At 66.9% G+C, this 17,372-nt stretch carries 13 protein-coding genes; 8 read left to right on the top strand and 5 right to left on the bottom strand.

Translation table 11 applies throughout. The features are described 5' to 3' along the window. Nucleotides 1-159: 159 nt before the first annotated feature. Nucleotides 160-840: a (d)CMP kinase gene (gene cmk / locus ACIGII_RS08525; RefSeq protein ID WP_399636429.1), complete on the bottom strand. Its 681-nt coding sequence runs from the start codon at nt 838-840 to the stop codon at nt 160-162. 193 nt (nt 841-1,033) lie between these two features. Here cmk and ykgO point away from each other — a divergent pair, with 193 nt between their 5' ends. From ykgO to ACIGII_RS08495, 6 genes are all read left to right on the top strand, one after another. After that, nucleotides 1,034-1,159, top strand: coding sequence for a type B 50S ribosomal protein L36 (gene ykgO / locus ACIGII_RS08520; protein WP_017355593.1), 126 nt, complete (start codon nt 1,034-1,036; stop codon nt 1,157-1,159). 223 nt (nt 1,160-1,382) lie between these two features. Further along, complete coding sequence (locus ACIGII_RS08515) at nt 1,383-1,709, top strand: hypothetical protein (RefSeq protein WP_399636431.1); 327 nt, start codon at nt 1,383-1,385, stop codon at nt 1,707-1,709. A gap of 43 nt (nt 1,710-1,752) precedes the next feature. Further along, a complete protein-coding gene (locus tag ACIGII_RS08510) occupies nt 1,753-2,790 on the top strand; it encodes an agmatine/peptidylarginine deiminase (RefSeq protein WP_399636434.1) in 1,038 nt (345 codons plus the stop codon). A gap of 518 nt (nt 2,791-3,308) precedes the next feature. Then, nucleotides 3,309-4,196: a carbon-nitrogen hydrolase gene (locus ACIGII_RS08505; RefSeq protein WP_399636437.1), complete on the top strand. Its 888-nt coding sequence runs from the start codon at nt 3,309-3,311 to the stop codon at nt 4,194-4,196. A 23-nt stretch (nt 4,197-4,219) separates the two neighbouring features. Then, nucleotides 4,220-4,750, top strand: a complete 531-nt coding sequence (locus ACIGII_RS08500; protein WP_399636439.1) for a GNAT family N-acetyltransferase — start codon at nt 4,220-4,222, stop codon at nt 4,748-4,750. Then, nucleotides 4,743-5,978, top strand: coding sequence for a TraB/GumN family protein (locus tag ACIGII_RS08495; RefSeq protein ID WP_399636441.1), 1,236 nt, complete (start codon nt 4,743-4,745; stop codon nt 5,976-5,978). The genes ACIGII_RS08500 and ACIGII_RS08495 overlap by 8 nt, the downstream gene beginning before the upstream one ends. A 334-nt stretch (nt 5,979-6,312) precedes the next feature. Here the strand turns inward: ACIGII_RS08495 and ACIGII_RS08490 are convergent, their stop codons facing one another. The 3 genes from ACIGII_RS08490 to ACIGII_RS08480 are packed head-to-tail and all read right to left on the bottom strand — an operon-like array spanning nt 6,313 to nt 14,065. Then, complete coding sequence (locus ACIGII_RS08490) at nt 6,313-9,408, bottom strand: efflux RND transporter permease subunit (protein ID WP_399636444.1); 3,096 nt, start codon at nt 9,406-9,408, stop codon at nt 6,313-6,315. Beyond that, a complete protein-coding gene (locus tag ACIGII_RS08485; protein WP_399636447.1) occupies nt 9,405-12,920 on the bottom strand; it encodes an efflux RND transporter permease subunit in 3,516 nt (1,171 codons plus the stop codon). Before ACIGII_RS08485 ends, ACIGII_RS08490 begins: the two co-directional genes overlap by 4 nt. Continuing rightward, a complete protein-coding gene (locus ACIGII_RS08480) occupies nt 12,917-14,065 on the bottom strand; it encodes an efflux RND transporter periplasmic adaptor subunit (protein ID WP_068851252.1) in 1,149 nt (382 codons plus the stop codon). Before ACIGII_RS08480 ends, ACIGII_RS08485 begins: the two co-directional genes overlap by 4 nt. A 206-nt stretch (nt 14,066-14,271) precedes the next feature. On the opposite strand from ACIGII_RS08480, the gene ACIGII_RS08475 reads away from it, so the two are divergent. Both ACIGII_RS08475 and ACIGII_RS08470 read left to right on the top strand, forming a co-directional pair. Further along, a complete protein-coding gene (locus tag ACIGII_RS08475; RefSeq protein ID WP_399636449.1) occupies nt 14,272-14,670 on the top strand; it encodes a c-type cytochrome in 399 nt (132 codons plus the stop codon). A gap of 8 nt (nt 14,671-14,678) precedes the next feature. Next, entirely contained in the window at nt 14,679-15,140 is a 462-nt protein-coding gene (locus tag ACIGII_RS08470) for a c-type cytochrome (protein ID WP_399636452.1), read from the top strand. Nucleotides 15,141-15,480: 340 nt separating this feature from the next. Here ACIGII_RS08470 and ACIGII_RS08465 read toward each other — a convergent pair whose 3' ends face one another. Further along, nucleotides 15,481-17,370, bottom strand: coding sequence for an ATP-binding cassette domain-containing protein (locus ACIGII_RS08465; protein WP_399636455.1), 1,890 nt, complete (start codon nt 17,368-17,370; stop codon nt 15,481-15,483). Between the last annotated feature and the right edge of the window lie 2 nt (nt 17,371-17,372).

Below are 17,372 nucleotides of genomic sequence, written 5' to 3'. Positions count from 1 at the left end.
GGGAACGGTTCCCTTTTACTGCCCGCCTGTTGGTCGACCCCGGTAACGCGAGTCGTGTGTTAAGTAGGAAAACCGCCACGCATCATTGCGGGACGGAGCTTGTGTTGCCTTGCGTTGGTGCGACTACCGCCGATGCACTGGCGGTCTCCTTGCAGCGGATCAGGCACCCGAAACCGGAAGCAGATCCAGTACCTTGGCAACGACCTGGTCGATGCCGATACCACTGGTGTCGATGACGACGGCATCGTCTGCCGGCTTCAGGGGCGCCACTGTGCGCTGTGCATCACGGGCGTCGCGGGCCATGATCTCGCGCAGGAGGTCATCAAAGTTAACAGAAACCCCCTTGTCTTTCAACTGGTTATGCCGGCGGCCGGCGCGCTCCTCGGCGCTGGCGGTCAGGAACACCTTGAATGGGGCGTCCGGGAAGATCACCGTCCCCATGTCACGGCCGTCGGCGACCAGGCCGGGAAGAATCCTGAATGCGCGCTGGCGCTCTTTCAGCGTGGCGCGCACTTCGGGAATGGCGGCGATGGCCGAGGCCAGGGCGCCGGTGGTCTCCAGCCGCAGCTCGTCGGTGGCGTCGGTCTCATTGACGATGACACGCAGGCCGCCGTCGGCGGCCTCGACGAAGCGCACATGGGTGTCGAAGGTGCAGCGGACCAGCGCGGAGGCATCGGAGGTGTCGATATCGGCCCAGCTGGCGGCCACCCCCACGGCCCGGTACAGGGCACCCGAATCGAGGTAGTGCCAGCCCAGCCGCGATGCGACAATGCGGCTGACGGTCCCCTTGCCGGCCCCGGAAGGACCGTCGATGGTGAGCACGGGAGGTAGCTGATTCATGGGTTTCCCTGTGGATTTGACCCCCCATTCTAGCCCCTGCCCGACCGCTGCCGAGACCTTTTTGGTGCAACCACTTGAAAGGATGGAAAAAAGACCGGTAGAATGGCGGGCTTGAACGAGCGTCACCTGCCGATTGTCGTCTGCATATCGCGGCCGCGCTCCAACCGAATCCACGTTTACGCCGAGGTATGCAATGAAAGTCCTGTCTTCCCTGAAGTCGGCCAAGTCCCGTCACCGCGACTGCAAGGTCGTCCGTCGTCGCGGCAAGATCTTCGTGATCTGCAAGTCGAACCCGCGCTTCAAGGCTCGCCAGCGCTGAGCCGAGGGCGTCACGGCCATCGGTCGCGACCTGCCTGAATAAAAAGCCGCCTCCGGGCGGTTTTTTATTGCCGATTTTGGTGTAATCGCAGGGTGCGCTACGACTACCGGTCGTGGCTGCCTTGCTGGATCCGCCGGTACATCACGACCATGGGTGGTGATGCCGCTGTACGTCACGACCGCCGGTCGTGGCTCCTTTCTTGATGACTGGGGAGTAGATCGAGATGAAGCGTTACCTGACCACCCTGCCGTTGCTGGCCCTGCTGGCCTGCGCCAGCGCCCAGGCCGACACCCTGCTGATCGACCGCACCAAGGAGCAGCCCGCACCGGTGGTTCCGGTTCGTGGCCAGAGCGCCACCGAGGTGCTGAGCACCTTCGGCGAACCCACCGAAAAGCTGGAACCCCGCGGCGGGCAGAAGCGCCAGTGGCCGACCATCAACCGCTGGGTGTACCCGATGTTCACCGTCTACTTCGAGAAGTCGAAGGTGATCGACGTGGTGGCCAACAAGGCCGACGCCAACGAAGTCGGCCCGAAGCCGCCGATCCGCTGACCCCTCAAACGCCCGCCGCCCGGCGGGCCATCGCACCGAGACCATGAACGACACGCTCCGCTTTCCGGCCGAATGGGAATCCCAGTCCGCCATCCTGATCGCCTGGCCCCACGCCGACACCGACTGGGCCGACCGCCTGGGTGACGTCGAGGACACCTACATCGCGCTGGTCGCGGCCATCACCCGCTTCCAGCCGGTGGTGATCATCGTGGCTGACGACGACCTGGAGGCGTACGCCGACGCGCGCCTTCGCTCGAACCGGATCGACACGGACCGCGTGCGTTTCGTCACTGCGCCGTATGACGACACCTGGCTGCGCGATTCGGGCCCGATCACGCTGCGCCGCGCCGACGGCGGCTTCCGCCTGCTGGACTTCCGCTTCACCGGCTGGGGCGGCAAGTTCGAGGCCAGCCTGGACGACCAGCTGGTGGGCGTGCTGCACGCGGCCAACCTGTTTGCGGACGCGGAGCTGCAGAGCATTCCGTTCGCGCTGGAAGGCGGCGCCATCGAGACCGACGGCGCGGGCACCCTGCTCACCACCTGGAAGTGCCTGCACGAGCGCCACCCGGACCGGGATCGTGCGTCGCTGAGCGCGGACATGGCGAGCTGGCTGGCGCAGGACCGGGTGCTGTGGCTGGACCACGGCTACCTGGAAGGCGACGACACCGACGCGCACATCGACACGCTGGCGCGCTTCGCGTCGGTGGACAGCATTGTCTACCAGGCCTGCGATGACGCCAGCGATTCGCACCATGCCGAGCTGCAGGCGATGGGCAACGAACTGGCCGCGCTGCGCACCGCCGACGGCCAGCCCTACCGCCTGTTCCCGCTGCCGTGGGCGCGACCGGTGATCGACGAGGGCCGCCGCCTGGCGGCGTCCTACGCCAATTACCTGATCCTCAACGGCGCGGTACTGATGCCGGCCTACGGCGACGTGGCCGACGACGCCGCGCGCGACGTCCTGGCCCAGGCGTATCCAAACCACGAGATCGTGCAGGTGCCCTGCCGCTCGCTGATCTGGCAGAACGGCAGCCTGCATTGCATCACCATGCAGTTGCCTGCGGGCGTCCTGAACGCCTGATCCGCATGAAACCGGGCGTTGCCCGGCTTCCACGGTTGCATACGTTCACCTGGAGCCGGGCTTTGCCCGGCTTCATGCATTTGGGCGAACAGCCGCAGGCCGATGCGCGATCTGAGCTGGGCCGGCGGGTGGCCAGAGGAAAGGCGGAATGCCGACCGAAGCTCGACAACATGACGGCCAACGGCCGTCTCCCGCGTTTCCCGTGGCAACGACACACTGTCAAAAGGTGGGTCGGGGCGGGTTTGCGGGGGTGTGAGCCGCATGGATGCGGCGACCAAGCCTCCATGGACGGATTCACGGCGTCCCCCGCGGGCCCGCCCCGACCCGCCTTAGCCCAGCAGCGCATCAGCCACGGGCTGCTCGCCCAAATGCATGAAGCCGGGCAGCGCCCGGCCCCATGCAATCGCATGCAACCACGCACTCCGCAACTCCCGCCGTTGCCCTGCATTTAGCGCCCGGCACGCGGCGTCCACCCATCCGCGATAAACTGGGTTTTTCCCCCAGCAGGATCGCCCCGGATGAGCTCTCGCCACACCCTTTCCGTCGCCCTGATCCAGGAGCGCAACCACGGTGACGCGGCCGCCAACCTGGCCGTGATCGAAACGCGCGTGGCTGAAGCGGCTGCCCAGGGTGCCAAGCTGATCCTGCTGCAGGAACTGCACAACGGCGCGTACTTCTGCCAGCACGAGTCGGTGGATGAGTTCGACCTGGCCGAACCGATCCCCGGCCCGAGCACCGAGCGCCTTGGCGCGCTTGCGAAGAAGCACGGCGTGGTCATCGTCGGCTCGCTGTTCGAGCGCCGCGCCGCCGGCCTGTACCACAACACCGCGGTAGTGTTCGAAAAGGACGGCACCCTGCTGGGCAAGTACCGCAAGATGCACATCCCGGACGACCCTGGCTTCTACGAGAAGTTCTACTTCACCCCGGGCGACCTCGGCTTCAAGCCGATCGACACCTCGGTGGGTCGCCTTGGCGTGCTCGTCTGCTGGGACCAGTGGTATCCGGAAGCCGCGCGCCTGATGGCGCTGGCCGGTGCCGAACTGCTGCTCTACCCCACCGCCATCGGCTGGGATCCGGACGACCAGAAGGACGAACAGGGCCGCCAGCGCGATGCCTGGGTGCTCAGCCACCGCGGCCATGCCGTGGCCAACGGCGTGCCCGTGCTGAGCTGCAACCGCGTCGGCCATGAGCCCTCGCCGCTGGGCGCATCGGGTATCCAGTTCTGGGGCAACAGCCACGTGCTGGGCCCGCAGGGCGAGTTCATTGGCGAAGCCGGTGGCGACCCGACCGTACTGGTCTGCGAGGTCGACCTGCAGCGCAGCGAGCATGTGCGCCGCATCTGGCCGTTCCTGCGTGATCGCCGCATCGACGCCTACGGCGACCTGCTCAAGCGCTACATCGACTGACCTTCCCACAGGAACCCTGCCCCGTGACCGTGCAGCTGCGCGACGCCACCGATGCCGACATTGCGGCCATCACCGCCATCTATGCCGTGGAAGTAACCGACTTCGTCAACACCTATGAGTACGACGTTCCGGAGGCGGCCGAGATGCAGCGGCGCATGCACGACATCGTCGCACGCGGTTTCCCGTACCTCGTGGCCGAGGTTGATGGCCACGTGGCCGGCTACGCCTATGCCAACACCTACCGTGGGCGTATCGCCTACCAGTGGACGGTCGAAAACTCCGTCTACGTCGATGCCGCATTCCAGGGCAAGGGCGTCGGCACCGCGCTGATGCAGGGCCTGATCGACGCCTGCGTCGCGCGTGGCTACCGGCAGATGGTGGCGGTGATCGGCGAACCGACCAACACCGCATCGATCAAGCTGCACGAACGCTTCGGCTTCCACCTGGTCGGCATTTTCCGTGGCCTGGGCCGCAAGCATGGGCGCTGGCTGGATACGGTGCAGATGCAGCGCGCGCTCGGCGACGGTGCCGACAGCGCCCCTTCGAATGAATGATGAAATGACTGAAAACCTGATGGACGACAACGGCGACACCCTGTTCGCCGGCCAGCCCGTGCGCGTGGTCGAACGCGACGGCGTGCGCTACACCCTGCTGGGCACCGCGCACGTCTCGCAGGCCAGCGTGGAGGTGGTGGAACGCGCCATCAACAGCGGCCGCTTCGATGCGGTCGCGGTGGAGCTGGATCCGCAACGCCTGCAGGCGCTGACCAATCCCGATGCGTTGGCCAAGCTGGACCTGGTCGAAGTGATCCGCAAGGGCCGCGTGGCGCTGTTTGCCGCCAATCTCGCCCTGGCCGCCTACCAGCGCCGCCTGGCTGAGCAGCTGGGCATCGAGCCCGGCGCCGAGCTCAAGCGCGCCGTCGGCCTGGCCAACGAACGCCACCTTCCCGTGCACCTGATCGACCGCGAAGTGGGCCTGACCTTCAAACGCGCCTCGCAGCGGCTGGGTTTCGTCGGCAAGATCAAGCTGGTCATGGGGCTGGGCGCCGGACTGTTCGCTTCCGACGACGTCGGCGAAGACGAGATCGAGAAGCTCAAGCAGGGCGACATGCTGGAAGCCAGCTTCGGCGAGTTCGCCAGCGAAAGCCCGGCACTGTACGAAACCATCATCGGCGAGCGCGACCGCTACATGGCCACGCGCCTGCGCGAAGTGCACGATCCGGCCCAGCGCGAGGTGCTGGCCGTGGTCGGTGCCGGCCATCTCGCCGGGCTGGCCCGGTACCTGGAAACCGATACCGACGCCCCGGGCCCGCTGCGCGAATCGCTGGAAGCGGTGCCGAAGAAGCGCAACATTCCGTGGATCACGCTGACCATCCTGGCGGTGGTGTTGGCCGGTATTGCCGTCGGGTTCTATCGCGGTGGACTGGGCGTGGGTACCGAGCTGCTGGCGGTGTGGGCGATGTACACCGGCGGCCTGGCCGGGTTGGGCTGCCTGCTGGCCGGCAGCCACCCGCTGAGCATCCTCACCGCGATCGTGGTGGCGCCGTTCAAGCCGTTCCGGCTGAGCATCCCGACCGGCGCATTCGCCGCGCTGGTCGAAGCGCGCCTGCGCAAGCCGGCGTACGAGGATTTCCTCAAGCTGCGCGATGACGCGCAGAGCGTGCGCGGCTGGTACCGCAACCGGGTCACCCGGGTGGTGCTGACCTTCATGCTGACCAACCTGGGCAGCATGCTGGGCCTGTGGCTGACCGGGTTCCAGGTGTGGCACAAGGTGGGCGGCTGACGGCGCCGTACCGACCAACGGTCGGTACCTACCTGTACCGACCAACGGTCGGTACCTACCCGTACCGACCAACGGTCGGTACCTACCCGTACCGACCAACGGTCGGTACCTACCTGTGCCGACCGACGGTCGGTACCTACCCGTACCGACCAACGGTCGGTACCTACCTGTGCCGACCAACGGTCGGTACCTGCCTGTGCCGACCAACGGTCGGTACCTGCCTGTGCCGACCAACGGTCGGTACCTGCCACGGCGCGACAACGTTGTTCGAGCTCGGTAGGTATCGACCGTTGGTCGATACGAAAAGGGCCACGCATCGCGTGGCCCTTTTCGTTCATGCCGGTTCGATCACCGCACCGCTGCCCTTGGGCGGCAATCCCCTCGCCCGCCGCACGATGCGGGCCACGTTGATGCTCATGTCGTCGAGCATGGCGTAGATGGTCGGCAGGAAAAGCAGGCTGACCACGGTGGAGAACGCCAGGCCGCCGGCAATGGCGCGCGCCATCGGGTAGTACGGCGGGCCATCGCCCAGCAGCTGGGTGTCGGTGAGCGAGATCGGGACCATCGCCAGGATCGCCGTGCCCATCGTCATCATGATCGGGCGCAGGCGCTCGCGCGAGCCTTCCACCAGCGCCTGGGTGCGCGCCAGGCCGCGTCGGCGCAGGTTGTTGATGTGCTCGATCATCACGATGCCGTTGTTCACCACCACCCCCATCAACACCAGGATGCCGATGAAGGACATGATGCCGAACGAGGTACCGGTGAGCCAGAACAACCAGAACACCCCGAAGATCGAGAACAGCACCCCGCTCATGATCGCCGCCGGGAACAGCAGCGATTCGAACACCGCCGCCATCACCACGTAGATCATCACCAGCGCGATGACCAGGTTGAACAGCATCTGCTGCATGGCCTCGTTGTCGTCACCGAAGTCGCCACCGTCGAAGGTGAAGTTGTAGCCGGCCGGGAAGCTCATCGGCTTGAGCGTCTCCTCCATGGCCTTGCGGCCTTCCGGCGCGGTCACCTTCTCGGCCAGGTTGGCCTTGATCGTCAACGTGGTCTGGCGGTTGGTACGGCCGACGCGGGTGGCAGACGGCTTGATGCTGACATCGACCAGGCTCAGCAGCGGCACCGAGCGACCGTCGCCGGTACGCACGGTGAAGCTGGCCAGGTCTTCCGGGCTGCTCTGTTCGGCACCGGCAAAGCGCACCCACACCGGCACTTCGCTGTCACCGCGACGGAACTCGCGCAGCGGTGCACCGCGCAGCGCCAGGCCGACAAAGCTGGCAACCTGCTCGGCATTGAAGCCGAACGCAGCGGCACGCTCGCGGTCCACATGGATGGACAACTCGCTGCCCTTCTCGCCGTTGTCGATGCGTACATCGCGCAGTTCCTTGCGCTGGGCCAGCAACGGCACCACGTCTTCGCCGATCTCCTGCAGCATCTGGGTCGAATCACCCACCAGCTGCACTTCCACGCCCTTGCTGCCACCGCCACCGCCGCCATCGCCGCCCTGGTTGCCGACGATGTAATCGGCCCGCGCCGAGCGCGGCAGTCCCTTGCGCAGCGACTCCTGCACCGCGGCCATGTTGCCCGCGTGCTCCTGGTCCAGAGTGACAATCGTGCTGCTGCCTTCCTGTTCGCTGTACCAGGAATACACCTGGGTGATGTGCAGCTTCTCGCGGTTCTGGTCCAGGTACTGCTCCACCCGCAGGATCTCGTCGGACATCTGCGCGCGGGTGAAGGCCCCCTTCCAGTTGTAGCCGATGAAGACATCGGTGCCACCTTCGCCACCGAACATATCCATCTTGGTCAGCTTCATCGGCACCAGGCTGACCAGCACCACCATGATGATGCCGAACACGCTCCAGCCGCGGTGTTCCAGCGTCCATTGCAGCAGCTGGGCATAGCGGCGCTGCAGGCGGGCGATCACGCCGGTCTGCGAGTGCACCAGCTTGGGCGTCTGCATGCGCGCGGACAGCATCGGGATCAGGCTCACCGCCACCAGCCACGAGGCCATCAGCGAGACCGAGATGGTGATCGCGATCTGCGCCATGAAGATGCTGATGTTGTTGGTTTCGCCAAACAGGTTGGGCACGAATACGATGCAGTGGCACAGGGTGCCGGCGCTGAGCGCGATGGCCACGTTGCGGGTGCCGATGATCGAGGCCTGCACCGGCTGGTCGGGCATGCGCTCGCGTTCCTGGTAGATGCTTTCCACCACCACCACGGCGTTGTCCACCAGCATGCCGACCGCCAGCAGCAGGCCCATCATGGTCAGGATGTTGAGGGTCACCCCGACGAAGTACATGAAGCCCAGGGTGATCACGAAACAGATCGGGATCGCCAGGGTCACCATCAGCGTCGACGGCCAATGGCGCAGGAAGAAGAACAGCACCGTCACCGACAGCAGCAGGCCGACCGCGCCGGCTTCGGCCAGCTCCAGCAGCGAGGACGTCACCGTCTTGCCCTGGTTGTCGATCACCTTGATGTTCACATCGCGCATCGACGGCTGCCGGCGGATGGCTTCCACCTCGGCCAGCGCGCCTCGCGAGACTTCCACCAGGTTGGCGCTGCGCTCCTTGTAGATGTCCAGGCCCACTGCCGGATTGCCATCCAGGCGACGGCCGTAGTTCATGCGCGCCGCCTTGAGCCGCACGTCGGCAATGTCGCCCAGGCGCAGGCCCTTGGTGTCGATGACCAGGTCGCGCAGTTCCTGCAGGTCGGTGATCTCGCCGACCGGCTGGATCCGGACCCGCTGGCCGTTGTCGTCGATCTGCCCGGCCGAGATCGAGAAGTTGAGCGTGCGCAGGCGGTCGCTGAGTTCGTTGATGCTCAGGTTGTGCGCGGTCAGGCGATCGGCATTGATCGCGATTTCCACCTCATTCGGTGGCGCGCCGGAAATTTCCACGCGGGCCACGCCGGGAATGCGCTCGATCCGTCGCTTGAACTCGCGGTCGAGCATGTCGTAGGCACCGGTCAGGTCCGACGCACTGGCCAGGCGCACCTTCAATACCGGCTCGTCGCTGCTGGACCACTTGAACACGTTGTAGCGCTGCAGGTCATCGGGCAGGTCGCTGCGGATCGCGTCGATGCGTTCGCGCGCGTCGGAGGCGGCGATGGCGATGTCGCGGTCCCAGTCGGTGAACTCGATGAAGATGCTGGCCCCTTCGGCGGTCGCCTGGGAACGCATGCGCTTGATCCCGGTCATCGTGGCCAGCGCTTCCTCCGTCGGCCGGATGATGGTGCGCTCCACTTCCTCCGGGGTCGAGCCGGTGTAGGGCACCTGCACGAACAGGAACGGCGCGGAGATGTCCGGCAGCGCCTCCAGTGGCAACCGGAACGAGGCGATCAGGCCCACCACCACCAGTGAGACGAAGCACATGATGGTGGTGATGGGACGGCGGATGGAGAACTCGGCGATGCTCATGCCGGCTCCTGGGCCGCACCACCGGCGGTGCTGGCGTCGGGTGTACCGCGGTGGTGATGACGGCCACGTTCGCGGTAATAGGCGTCGCCACGGCGGTCAAGCAGGTCGTACACCACCGGGATCACCAGCAGGGTGAGCAGCGTGGACACCAGCAGGCCGCCGATCACGGTGATCGCCATGGGTGCGCGCACTTCGGCACCCTCGCCCATCGCCACCGCCAGCGGCAGGAAGCCGAACAGCGTGCACAGGGTGGTCATGATGATCGGGCGCAGGCGCGAGCGTGCGCCTTCCACCAGCGCCTCATGCTTGGCCACGCCGGCCTCGCGCAGCTGGTTGACCTTGTCGATCAGGATGATCGCGTTCTTGGTCACCAGCCCCACCAGCAGGATCAGGCCGATGAACACCACCACCGAGATCGGCTTGCCGGTGAGCATCAGCGCCAGGATCGCACCGACCAGCGCCAGCGGGATGGTGAACAGGATGACGAACGGGTGCAGCAGCGATTCGAACTGCGAGGCCATCACCAGGTAGACCAGGAAGATCGCCAGGCCGAAGGCGAAGATCAGCGAGCGCGCCGATTCGGCCAGCTCCTCGCCCTGCCCACCGATGTGCATGCTGACGCCGGCACCCAGCGGGTCGTTGGCGACCATGTCCTGTACTTCGCGCACCGCGCCGCCCAGGTCGATGTCGCGCAGGTTGGCCGACACCACCGCCACGCGGGTCTGGTCGGCCCGGTGGATCTCGCTGGGGCCGTTGGTGGCCACCACGTCGGCCACCGCGTCCAGCGTCACCGGGCGCGTGCTGCCCGGGTTGACGATCAACCGGCGGATGCTCTCCACGCTGGCGCGGTCGCCTTCCTGGGCGCGCACCAGCACGTCGATCTTGCGGTCACGGAAGCTGTAGCGCGTGGCCACGTCGCCGCGCACCTTCTTGACCACCACGTCGGCAATCTGCCGCGTGGTCAGGCCCAGCGCACCGGCGCGCTCCTGGTCGAAGCGGATCTGGATTTCCGGGAAGCCCTCTTCCACGGTCGATTTCACGTCGGCGTAGTGCGGGTTGCTGCGCAGGCGCGCGGCCAGGGCCTGCCCGGCACGTTCCAGGGTGGCCATGTCCTGCCCGCGCAGCTCCACTTCCAGCGGCGTGGAGAAGCTGAACAGTGCCGGCCGCGCGAAGTCGACCTGCACGCCCGGGTGGCCCTGCATCGAAGCGCGCAGGCGCTCGGTGATGGCCGCCTCGGTGCGCGCACTGCCGCCGTCGGCCATCACCACGGTGAGCTTGCCGATGTTCTCGCCGCTCTCGGTCGGGCTGGCATCCAGCCGCGTGCCGCTGCCGCTCACCCCGTACAGCGAGGTGATGCTGTCGTCCTTGGCGTGGGCCAGCTGCAGCTCGCGCACCAGCGCATCGGTCTGCTTCAGCGGCGTGCCGGCCGGCAGCTTTGCGGTCATTTCAAAGCGATCCTGGGCCAGCTGCGGAATCAGGTCCGCGCCCAGCATCGGCACCAGCGCCAGCGTGGCCACGAAGGCCAGTGCCGCCATGCCCAGTACCTTGCCCGGGTGGGCCAGTGCGTTCGGCAGCAGGCGCAGGTAACCGCGCTCGGCACCGGCGTACGGCTTCATGGCCAGGTCGCTGGCCTTGCGCATCACCGGGCCGATCACCGCCACCAGCAGGCGCCACACGCGCACGATGGCCCACGCGATGCCGAACACGGTCCAGCGGACCAGTGCGCCGAAACCGCGGCGGCTGCCGGCGACCGGCTTGAGCCAGCGACGCTGCGGCTGCCATGCGGCATGCGCGGGCTCTTCCGGGAACGCCAGCGGCGGACGGCCCTTGAGCGAGCTCAGCATCGGGATCAGGGTCATCGCCACCAGCAGCGAGATCGCGATGGCGATCGCCACGGTCAGCGCCTGGTCGCGGAACAGCTGGCCGGCGATGCCGTCGACGAACACCAGCGGCAGGAACACCGCGATGGTGGTCAGGGTGGAGGCGACCACGGCCATGCTGACTTCGCGGGTGCCGGTGATGGCCGCCTGCAGGATGCCCAAGCCGCGTTCGCGCGCCTTGGCGATGCTCTCCAGCACCACGATGGAATCGTCCACCACCAGGCCGGTGGCCAGCGCCAGCCCGCCCAGCGACATCACGTTCAAGCTCAGCCCCAGCTGGCCCATGAAGAAGAACGTGGTGATGATCGAGACCGGCAGCGACAGGCTGATCACGAACGTGCTCCAGCCATCGCGCAGGAACAGGAAGATGATCAGGATGGCCAGCAGGCCGCCGATCACCGCATCTTTCTTGACGTCGCTGATGGCGTGCTCGATGAAGCGCGACTGGTCTTCGATGGTGGTCAGTTCGGCATCGCCGGGAATCTGCGCCTTGATCTGCTCAAGCTTGGCGCGCAGCGCTTCGGCGGTGGCCACCGTGTTGGCATCGCCTTCCTTGTAGATGGCCAGTTCCACCGCTTCGCGGCCACCCAGGCGGATGATCGCTTCGCGTTCCTTGAAGCCCTGGCGCACCGTGGCCACGTCCTTGAGCCGCACCGGCACGCCGTTGGCCACCGTGGTGGAGCTGCTGCTGGAAGCACTCTGCGCGGCGGACGCGGCGGCGACCGCGGCATCCGAACCGGTCGAGGCGGCGATGGCGAACATCTGCTGCATGGCCGCGTCGGCGGCACTGCCGTTGCTGCCCTGGGTGGTCACCAGCAGGTTGCGGATGTCTTCCAGGTCGGCGAACTGGTTGACGGTACGCACCAGGAAGCGCTGCGACCCTTCTTCCAGGCGGCCGCCGGAAATGTTGATGTTCTCTTCCTTCAGCCGCTTGATGACGGTATCGATCGGCAGGTTGAGCTGGGCCAGCTTCTGCTGGTCGATGTCGACCTGGATTTCATCTTCCAGGCCGCCGCCCACCTTCACCGCCGCCACGCCGGCCACCGGTTCGAGCTTCTTCTTCAGGTCTTCATCGGCATAGCGGCGCAGCGCGGTGAGCTGGCGCACGGCGTCGGCATCGCTGGCCGGGTCGTCCTTGGCCGCGATCACCAGGCGCATGATCGGCGCGGTGGAGGGATTGAAGCGCAGCAGCACCGGGGCCTTGGCCTCCAGCGGCAGGTTCAGCGCCTCCATCTTGTCGCGCACCTCCAGGCTCGCCTGGTCCATGTTGGTGCCCCAGGCGAACTCCAGCACCACATCGCTCTGCCCGGTGCGCGAGATCGACTTCAGCTTGCGCAGGTTCTTGACCACGCCCACCGCCTCTTCGACCGGTTCGGTGATCAGCGTTTCGATCTCGGTCGGTGCCGCGCCGGTGTATTCGGTGCGCACGGTCAACGTGGGATAGCTCAGGTCCGGCAGCAGGTTGACCTTGAGGTTGCCCAGCGCGATCAGGCCGAACAGCACCAGGGTGATCATGAACATGAAGATGGTGACGCGGCGGCGGGTGGCGAATTCCACCAGGCCGCCACCCGGCGCCGCCGGGCCCTCGCCCGGCTGCGGTTCGTTGCCGTGGTCGTGCCCGGCCGAACTCATTGACGGGTCTCCGCCTTGGCCGGGGCGGCCTTGCTGGCCACGGCGGTGGCCGGCTTGTCGCCGATCACCTGCACGGCGGTGCCGTCGCGCAGGGCGACCTTGCCGGCCGTCACCACCTTGTCTCCCTCGGCCAGGCCCTCACGTATCTCCACCCACGGGCCTTCGGCGTAGCCCAGCTTGACCGGCACGCGGGCGACCTTGCCCGCGCGTACGCGGAACACCGCCGGGTCGCCGTCGTCGAGCAGCGCCAGGCGCGGCACCACCAGTGCGTCGGCGCGCTGGTCGTAGTCGATGCGGATGCGCCCGAACATGCCCGGCTGCAGGCCGGCGGCATCTTCGCCGAAGCCGCTGACCACGCGGAAGGTGCCGCTGCCGGCGTCGACCACCGGGGAAATACGGTCCACGGTGCCGGGGAAGGATTTACCCGGCAGCGCATCGGCCACCAGGGTCACCGGCTGCCCGGCACGCAGCGTGGCCAGTTCGCGCTCGGGCACGTTGAGCGTGGCTTCCAGCCGCGAGTTGTCGACGATGCGGAAGATCGGCGTATTGATCTGCACGAAGTTGCCGGTCTTGATCGAGCGCGATGCGATCACGCCGGAGATCGGCGCCACCACCGTGGTGTAGGACAGCTCAAGGGTCGCCAGGCGGTACTGCGCGCGCGCGTTTTCCAGGTCGTAGCGCAGCTGGTCGACATCGGCGGCGCTGACCATCTGCTGGCCCACCAGTTTCTGGGCGCGCTGGTAGCTGTTCTCCAGCTTGCGCATCTGCGCTTCGCTCTGGGCCACGGCCAGGCGCGCCCGGTCCGGGTCCAGCCGCACCAGCGGCTGCCCGGCGCGGACCTGCTGGCCTTCCTCGACCATGACGGCCAGGGCCACGCCCGACGTTTTTGCCACCACCTGCGATTCGGCGCGCGCTTCCAGCGCGGCCGTGCCGGTGTAGCTGGCGGCGACCGCACGGCGGCTGGCCGCTACGGCCTCCACCGGGACGGCGTCGGGGGCTTTTTCGGCCTTGGGATCCTTCTCGGCCGCCGCGGCATCGCCGGCAGGGCCACCGGCGCCGCAGCCGCCCAGCAGCAGGGTCGTAGTGATCAGCAGCGCCGCGGCGCAGGTTCCGGTGCGGCCGGGCAGAAGAGAGATTCGCAACATCGTCGTGTCCCTGAAGGATGCGTGGGCAGGTGTGGTAGCAAAGTAATGCACCACGTCACGACAACACCATATCCCAAAGGTCATGGTGACCCGCCGCCGCTTGTCGGCACTGCCCGGTTTCAGCTAGATGAAAACGCAGGCTATACTCGGGGCAGTTCCGTACCCCACGCCGGAACGACCAGAACCCGTATACCGGAAACGACATCATGCGCCCGCAGCCGCTCGCCGCTTGTCTTGCTCTGGCCGTCCTCCTGCCCTTCGGGGTTGCCGTCCAGGCCGCACCTGCCGTACCCGCAGTACCCGCTCCGCCCGCCGCTGCCCCGGCAGCCGCGCCCGCCACCGCGCCCGCCCTGACCGGGCAGTTCGACAACGGCCGGGTGCTGGCCTACACGTGCCAGGGGTGCCACGGCATCACCGGCTACAAGAACGCCTACCCCAGTTACCGGGTGCCCAAGATCGGGGGGCAGACCCAGCAGTACCTCAGCCAGGCGCTGACCGAGTACCGCCAGGGCAAGCGCCGGCATCCGACGATGCAGGCGCAGTCCATGAGTTTCAGCGAACAGGAGATCGCCGATCTCGCTGTTTACCTGTCCACTGTCAAATAAGCGCGCTCATGTCGAAAGCCACGCCGTTCACGCGTTACGCCATCGCCCTGTCCGTTGCCCTGCTGCTGGCTGCCTGTTCGCAGTCGCAGGTGGAAAACAGTGCAGATTCCGCCGCCGACCCGGGTCACGCCAGTGGCGAGCATGGGTCAGGCTCGTCCGCCGGGCTGCCGGCCGGCCGCCTTGCCGCCGGGCAGGCCCGTGCCCAGGTCAAGGGCAAGGCCACCGGGCAGAGCTGCATCGACTGCCACGGCGCCGACGGCAACCAGCCGATCGACCCCACCTACCCGAAGCTGGGGGGGCAGTACGGGGATTACCTCGCGCACGCGCTGCAGGCCTACCGTTCCGGGGACCGCCAGCATTCGCTGATGACCCCGCAGGCAACTGACCTGAGCGACCAGGACATTGCCGACCTGGCCGCGTATTTCGGGTCGCGGCCGAGCCAGTTGCGGGATCTGCACGGGGTGAAGTAGAGCCACGCCCTGCGTGGCTGCTCTCCGTTCCGGGGTCATGAACGCCGGACGGGCGGTTTCGGTCGGGTTTGAACGCCGGCAGGATATTGAGCGCGTGTCGATCGCGCGCCGGGATGGTTTGCCGCGCTGCGCGCGGTCGCCGACTGACAGTCGGCGCTACGAATTGCTGGCGAACGCACGACGATCCGGATACGTCCGGAACGAACGCTCGACGATCCGGATACATCCGGAACGAACGCACGACGATCCGGATACGTCCGGAACGAACGCACGACGATCCGGATCCGTCCGCCCCGGTAGAGCCGACTGTCAGTCGGCTGCTCTTACCCGGCAACGCGCGTCACGAATCCAGTTCTTCCCACCGCTTGTACGCCGCGTCCAGCTCTGCCTGCACGCCATTCAATTTCTGCGTATGTGCGGCCATGTCCGGCGCGCTGCGCTGATAGAACGCCGGGTCGTTCATCGCGGCGGTCAGGCCTTCGACGTCCTTTTCCAGCGTCTCGATCTTCAACGGCAGCTGCTCCAGTTCGCGCTGGTCCTTGAAGCTGAGCTTGCGCTTGGCTGCTGCCGGTGCGGCGGGGGGTGCTGCGGTCGGCGCGGCCACCGGCCTGGCGGTCGGCACCGGCGCGGCGGCCGCTGCTGCCTGCACCCGTGCCGCGTGCCGCTGCCAGTCGCTGTACCCGCCCACGTACTCGCCGACCACGCCGTTGCCTTCCATCACCATCGTGGAGGTCACCACGTTGTCGAGGAAGTCACGGTCGTGGCTGACCAGCAGCAGCGTGCCGGTGTAGTCGCCAAGCAGCTCTTCAAGCAGCTCCAGCGTTTCCACGTCCAGGTCGTTGGTCGGTTCGTCCATCACCAGCAGGTTGGACGGCTGTGCGAACAGCTTGGCCAGCAGCAGGCGGTTGCGCTCGCCGCCGGACAGGCGGGTGATCGGCGCGCGCGCGCGCTCGGGGGTGAACAGGAAGTCCTGCAGGTAGGCGTGCACATGCTTGCGCTTGCCATTGACCTCGAGGAAATCGCGGCCCTCGGCCACGTTCTCGATGGCCGTCCAGTCCTCGCGCAGCACCGAGCGGTACTGGTCGAAGTAGGCGATCTGCAGGTTGGTGCCGGCCCGCACCTCGCCACTGTCCGGGGCCAGGTCGCCCAGGAGCAGTTTGAGCAGCGTGGTCTTGCCGCTGCCGTTGGGGCCGATCAGGCCGATGCGGTCGCCGCGCAGGATGGTGGTGCTGAAATCTCTGACCATCACCCGCTCGCCGAACGCGAACGACACGTCCTTGACGTCGATGACCTTCTTGCCGGAGTTCTGGCCCTGCGATGCCTCCATGCGCACGTTGCCGCTCAGCTCACGCCGTTGCGAGCGCTCGTCGCGCATGGCCTTCAGGCGGCGCACGCGCCCTTCGTCGCGGGTGCGGCGGGCCTTGATGCCCTGGCGGATCCAGACCTCTTCCTGCGCCAGCAGTTTGTCGAAACGCGCGTTTTCCTGCGCCTGCGCGTTCAGGCGTTCTTCGCGACGGCGCTCGTAGTTGGCCCAGTCGCCTGGCCAGCTGGTGACCTGGCCACGGTCGATCTCGACGATGCGGGTCGCCAGTGCGCGCAGGAAGCGCCGGTCATGGGTGACGAACACCACGCTGCCGTTCCAGTTCTTCAGGAACATTTCCAGCCAGTCGATCGCTTCGATGTCCAGGTGGTTGGTCGGCTCGTCGAGCAGCAGCAGGTCCGGCGCCGACACCAGGGCGCGGCCCAGCAGCACGCGCCGCTTCATGCCGCCGGACAGGCGCGCGAATTCGGCATCGCCGTCCAGGTCGAGCTTGGTCAGGGTCTCGCTGACCCGCTGGTCCAGGCCCCAGCCATTGGCCGCATCGATCTTGGCCTGTACCGCCGACAGGGCATCGCCGTCGAAGTCCTCGGCCACGCTGAGGTGGTGGAATTCGGCCAACCACTGGCCCAGCTCGCCGAGGCCGTCGGCCACCACGTCGAACACGCTGCCGGCAGCGCCATGCGGCACTTCCTGTTCCAGCCGGGTGACGCGCACCCCCTGCTGGACGCGCACTTCCCCGTCGTCGGGCTTGTGGTCGCCGGAAAGCAGCTTGAGCAGGGTGGATTTGCCGGCGCCGTTGCGGCCGATCAGGGCGATGCGTTCGCCCGGTTCGATCGACAGTTCGGCTTTTTCCAGCAACAACGGGCCGCCGACGCTGAAGTCGACGTTTTGCAGAGTAATCAGAGGCATCC

The sequence above is a fragment of the Stenotrophomonas sp. NPDC077420 genome (assembly GCF_044543385.1).
GTDB lineage: Bacteria > Pseudomonadota > Gammaproteobacteria > Xanthomonadales > Xanthomonadaceae > Stenotrophomonas.
This window is presented reverse-complemented; position numbering and strand designations above follow the sequence as displayed.